This is a genomic window from Betaproteobacteria bacterium (assembly GCA_016791345.1).
Classification (GTDB): domain Bacteria; phylum Pseudomonadota; class Gammaproteobacteria; order Burkholderiales; family JAEUMW01; genus JAEUMW01.
The window spans coordinates 1-5,603 of the sequence record JAEUMW010000138.1 but is presented as its reverse complement, the minus strand read 5'-3'; the positions used below and the strand labels follow the sequence as shown (position 1 = coordinate 5,603).

3 protein-coding genes are annotated in these 5,603 nt (G+C 65.5%); all 3 read left to right on the top strand.

Annotated features, from left to right (window positions below):
• Positions 1-1,526, top strand: a 1,526-nt coding sequence (locus JNK68_05810; GenBank protein MBL8539872.1) for a hypothetical protein, incomplete at its 5' end; no start/stop codon positions are given.
• A 184-nt stretch (positions 1,527-1,710) separates the two neighbouring features.
• On the top strand, positions 1,711-4,824 hold the full coding sequence (locus tag JNK68_05805) for a hypothetical protein (protein MBL8539871.1): 3,114 nt from the start codon (positions 1,711-1,713) through the stop codon (positions 4,822-4,824).
• 137 nt (positions 4,825-4,961) lie between these two features.
• A partial coding sequence (locus JNK68_05800; GenBank protein ID MBL8539870.1) for a hypothetical protein occupies positions 4,962-5,603 on the top strand: 642 nt, incomplete at its 3' end.

The following is a 5,603-nucleotide window of genomic DNA, read 5'->3' as shown; positions in this document are numbered from 1 at the left end:
GCATCCTGCCGTTTCGGGACAGCTATCAGACGGGGACGTTTCTCTCCACGATGCTGGCCCTGGGCACGCGCCGCGACGACGACCCGGCACTCGCCCGGGGTCTGGCGACACCCCGCATCTACGAGGTGGGTGCGAGCTCGGTGGTGGACCTGAGCCCGTTTGCGGCAGACTGCCCGAGAGGGGCGTGCGCGACGATTCACCCGCCGCGCGAACTGCCCGAATTCAGGGCGCGCAGCGTGACCGCGTTCGTCTTCGCGTGTCTGGTGCTGCTGGTACTTTTCGCCTTCGGCTTTCGCCAGATGCAGCATGCGCTCGCCATGCTCGGTCCCGCCGTGAGGTCGCGCCCGGTCGTGTCCGTGCTTGCGCTGGTCGCGCTCATGCTGGTCGTCGGCCTGAGCCTGCGCGCGCTGCAGGACGCGACCGCCGAGCCGTGGGCGGTGGCCAATGGCGTGAGCATGTGGCCGACGCAGATCCTGCGCTTGGTGACGCTGGTGCTGACGTGGCTCATGCTGGTCAAGGGCTGGCGCGACCTCGTCGCGAGCAACGCGGCGCTCACGCAGGACTTCCTGCTCGTGGGCGATGCGACACGGCCGGCACCGCCGCACCACGCGGATGCGGGTGCGATCCGCAGTCGTTGGCGGCTCCTGCGTGCCGTGGTCCACGACCGGTTCCGCCCGTGGCAGCCGGACGAGGCCGCCTACCGGCTGGAGGCGCGGTCCGTGAGCGAGATCTGGAACGCCTACGTCCAGCCGGCCGCGCTCGCAGACCGCCTGTGGCTGCTGGCGGTGCCGATCGTGCTCTATCTCAGCTTCACGTTCATCCTGTTCCAGGTTTTCGGCTGGCCGGCGCGCCCCTATCGAGGGTCGTTCATCCAGATCCTCGATTCCACGATGATCGCGCTCTGCTCGGTGAGCTTCTTCCTGCTGCTCTTCTTCGTGATCGAGGAGACGCGCCGTACCTGCGCCTTCGTGCGGCGCTTGAGCCAGCCGTCGCGGTGGCCGCCCGAGGCGCTGGAGAAATTCGGTCAGCGTCCGGGGCTGGCGGATTCCGCGTCGATCCATCCCGATCTCGTCGCCTACCTGGAGGACTGGGTGGAGGTGGACCTCATCGGGCGCCGCACGGAGGTGGTGACGCGCCTCATCTATTACCCGTTCGTCATCGTCACGCTGCTCGTGCTGGCGCGCAGTTCGACCTTCGACAACTGGACTACGCCGCCGCAACTCGTCTTCGTGTTCGGGCTGACGATGGTGATCGCGCTTGCCACCGCGATCGCGCTGCGACTGGCGGTGGAGAACGCGCGCGGCGCCGCACTCGACCACCTGACCGCCAAGCTGCAGCGCGCCGAGCAGGTCGGCGAGGAGCGCATCGCGGCGGAGATCCGCATCCTCATCGAGCGCGTGCGCGACACCCGGCGCGGCGCGTTCTCGCCGTTCAGCCAGCAGCCGTGGCTGAAGGCCGTGCTGATTCCGCTCGGCAGCCTCTCCGCCGTGCCGATCCTGGAGTTCCTGTCGGCGGCGAGCCTGTAAGAGGCTCGGAAAGCGCTGCAGGCGCAGGTCTTAGGCCCTTTGGCGGGTTGCAATCGGCCGCCGATCGACTATAACGTTCGCATACGGAGACGAAGAATCTCCGGAACCTGCCTGTGTGGCAGGCTGCGCGTCCTGATCTTCCCAAGGTTTGCTCGAACAACCATGAAGAATGGGGAGAAACGCCATGTCTGATCGTGAGCAACCCAGCCAACCCCTGGCGGGCATATTTGCGGTGCTCGCCCTCGCCGTCGGCGCAGTCGTCATCCAGCAGCAAACCCTGGTGGGATCCCGACCGTCGACGAGCACGGCGCCGACGCAACAGGACAGCCGGCTGCGCGAGGCGGTTCCGGCGCGTCTCTGGCAGGATCCTTTTGCGGCGGTAAAAGCGCATCGCGCAACCGTGAACGGGAAGCCGGGAAAAGGCAGCGCCGTTCCGGCAGACCTGCTCACCGGCTACGACCGCGAGCGGCGATTACACGTCCTTATCGCCATGGTGAATGGTGGACCGTACACCGGCGCGGAAGAGCAGCGCCGCCGCCAGCGCTATGCCATCGTATCGGCGCTTGGCGCCGTCGGGTATGCGCCCGATGACCCCGAACGAATCGGATACGTGGTCTGGCCACTGGGTCCCGCTGCGCGGGATTTCCCGTTCGAGTGGTTTACCAACGAGAAAGCCCGTGGCAAGGCGTTGGTCCTGTACTTCGACGAGGACGGAACCGGGGGTAAACAGCCGCTGAAGGAGTTGGAGCGACTCTATGGCGAAGTGATGAAAAAAAAGAAGGCCCCCCCAGATGCGGTGGCCTGGTCCGTCATTGGGCCGGGATCGACATCCGTTCTCCAGGCGATGGTGCACGAGGCGAGCGCTGGCGCAGGCAAGCAGCTCAAGTCAGTCCGCTTCGTGACTTCGCAGGCGACGGCGTCGGACCAGCATCTGGCCGGGCTTGCCCAGAAGCCGGTGGAGGACTTCTTCAAGGACAAGCTCAATCTGCACCGGGTCACTTCCACGGACGATGTGCTTGCCGAACGCCTCGTGCATGAGCTCACCCTGCGGTCAGCGTGGAAGCTTGAGCCGGACGTCGACAAGCTTTCCTTCAGAGACACTTCCGCTGTTGCCGATCGCCTCGATCAGCTCGACCGCGTGGTTCTCGTCTCGGAGTGGGACACCCCATATGGTCGCCAGTTGCCGCTCGACATGCGCGATGCCCTCCTGAAGGCAGTGTCGGTCGACGACCGAAAGAAAATCTGTCCCGTTCCAGGCGAGCCGGCAACACCATACTCGCCAAAATGCCCCATCCTCTTTTTCAGCTACCTGCGCGGGCTCGACGGCCAGCTTCCCGCAGCGCCGGGTTCGAACAAACAAGGCGACAAGGAGTCGCGGGATCAACCCGATGGCGCCAAGGAAGGGACAGACGGCGCTGGGAAGCGGGCGACGGTCGAGCGTCCGGTGGGCGATGGTCAGGTGGACTATCTGCGACGCATCGGGCAGGTAGTCTCCCAGAAGCAGAGCGACCTGCGGTCCCGCGGGAGGAGCATCTCCGCCGTCGGCGTGCTCGGCACCGACTTCTACGACAAGCTGCTGGTGCTTCAGGCCGTGCGCGGTGCATTGCCGGAAGCGCTCGCCTTCATGACGGACCTCGACACCGAGTTGATACACCCGGCCGAGGTCAAGTCCAAGACGCACAACCTGGTGGTGGCGTCCCCGTTTGGGCTGTCGCTTCGCGACGAGCTCCAGGCCGGACACCCGCCATTCCGTGACAGCTACGAGACTGCGACCTACTACGCCACCCTGGTGGCGCTTGAGGGGGTGCCGGAAAAGGGTGTCAGGCTCGCCACGCCGCCGCCCCGCGTCTTCGAAATCGGCCGCAATACAATCGTGGATCTGAGTGACCTCGATCAGCGCTGGGGCGGCAGCGGCGGTGCGGGGTCGGACCGTACGTGCAGCGCTGCCCAGCCGAGCGCGTGTCCGAGCGTTCACCCGGAACGGATGCTGCCGCAGATCCCCGCGAGCGCGAGAATGCAAATGGCAGTCTTCGTGGTGCTTTCGTCGTTGCTGCTCGTGCTCACGTTCAGACAGGTCCTGCGCGGGGTGACGGTCGCCTGGACGTTCGCCACGAAATCGTGGACGGGCACGGCGGTGACCGTAGCGGCGCTTCTGATACTGGCGCCACTGGCCTTCGCATCAGCGCGGGACGTCTTCTTCAATGACCGTGGCGAGCCTTGGGCGGTGATGAACGGCGTGAGCATGTGGCCGACCGAGATCATGCGCCTCGTGACCTGGGCCCTTACCTGCCTCCTTCTCCACAAAGGGTGGCGGGACATCCAGCAGAGCAACACGCGGCTGACAGAGGACTTCCGGCTGGAACCGCGGCCGTCAGCGGGACACGCCCATGCCGAGCACGTGCCTCCCGAGCCGCGCACCCGCTGGAAGTGCCTCGTCGAGGCATTGCGCAACCGGCTGACGCAATGGAAATCGCCCGAAGAGTACTGGAAGGAGGCGTCGATGGCTGAAATCTGGCAGCGTCACATGCAGCCTGCCGCCTTCGGGGACCGCATCCTCCTGCTGTGCGCTCCGGTTGTGCTTTATCTGGGCGCGGTCGGGGTCCTGTTTCTCATGCTCGGCTTTCCCGTGCGCCCTGCGCGAGGCTCGGTGGTCTCGGCGGTCGATCGGGGCATTCTGATTCTCTGCGTCGTGAGCTTCGCATTCCTGTTGTTCTTCGTGATCGACGAAACGCGCCGCTGCGGCTCACTGGTGCGCCGATTGACGGGCCGCCAGAACTGGCCGCGGGAGACGTGCATCAAGTTCGGTCAACAGCGGCTGGCGCGCGACGAACAGGGTCGGGCGCACTCGTATTTCGAAGACTGGCTTGACGTCGAATTCATCGGCCGACGCACCGAGATGGTCACACGTCTCATCTACTATCCGTTCCTGATCATGACGCTGATGACGCTCGCGCGCAGCGCCCTGTTCGATAACTGGGGGTATCCACCGGCGCTCATCATCGCGCTTTCTCTCGGCCTCGCGATCGCGATTGGTTGCGCGGTGCACCTGCGGTCGGTGGCTGAGAAGGCGCGCCGCGCGGCGGTCGACAGTCTCGGCAGGAAGCTGCTCGTCGCGCAGCAGGACAAGGAATGCAACCTCGATGGGCCGATACGCACGCTGATCGAATGGGTGGAAAGGTATCGCGTAGGCGCCTTCTGCCCCTTTGCACAACAGGCGTGGGTAAAGGCCTTGCTGATTCCGATCGGCAGTCTGAGCGCGCTCCCCATCCTCGATTTCCTGTTGTTGGGGCAGGCATGAGCTGAAGGCCGCAATCGGCCTTGACGTTGCCCGACCTAGGCCTTCCGACCGCCTTGCAATGGAGCGCGGATCATCTATGTTTACAACTGGAGCGGAAGGGGCGACACGATGAAAGCGGCCAACCGGAGACAGGCCTCATGCTGAGTCCAGGCACAGCGAGTCTGGTCGTGGGTGTCACCCGCGGCCTCGTCAAGCTCGGCGAGCGCGCCGATCTGCTGCTGGCCGAGAAGGAGGCAACGCAGGCGGCGCTGGCTCTGCCTGTGCCGAAGGTGGTGTTCCCCGCGATCGATCGGGGCACGAAACGCGAAGCGCTGCAGGAGTACCTCCAGAGCACCGCCGGTCGCTCGCCGGATCCGCTGCAGGCAGACCGCAAGGCGATGGAGGATCTCCTCGCGCAGGCGGACGAGCGTCCCGACGACCTCGACGCGGCATATGCGCGGCTCTTTCCGGAGCGTGCGATCACGCTCGACATCGATCCCGACGGAGAATTTCTGGGTGCGCTGCGCAAGCGCTTTCCCACCCTCGACCTCATGGACGAGGACACGCGCAAGGCCTGCTTCTACTGCGCGGCCGGGCGCGACACGCGCGAGCTCGACTATCCCGCTCGTCTGGCACTCCTCGTGGCTGACGTGCTGGCGGAGTTTGCAGCGGAGAACACGGGTCTCTTCGTGCGTGACGAAGGCGCGCGGCAGGTCGTCAAGTCCGTATTGGAGCGGTTCGCGGAACCGCAGCTCGAGACCTACACGGCGTGGAGCCCGCTCCTTCGGCATACGCTCTCC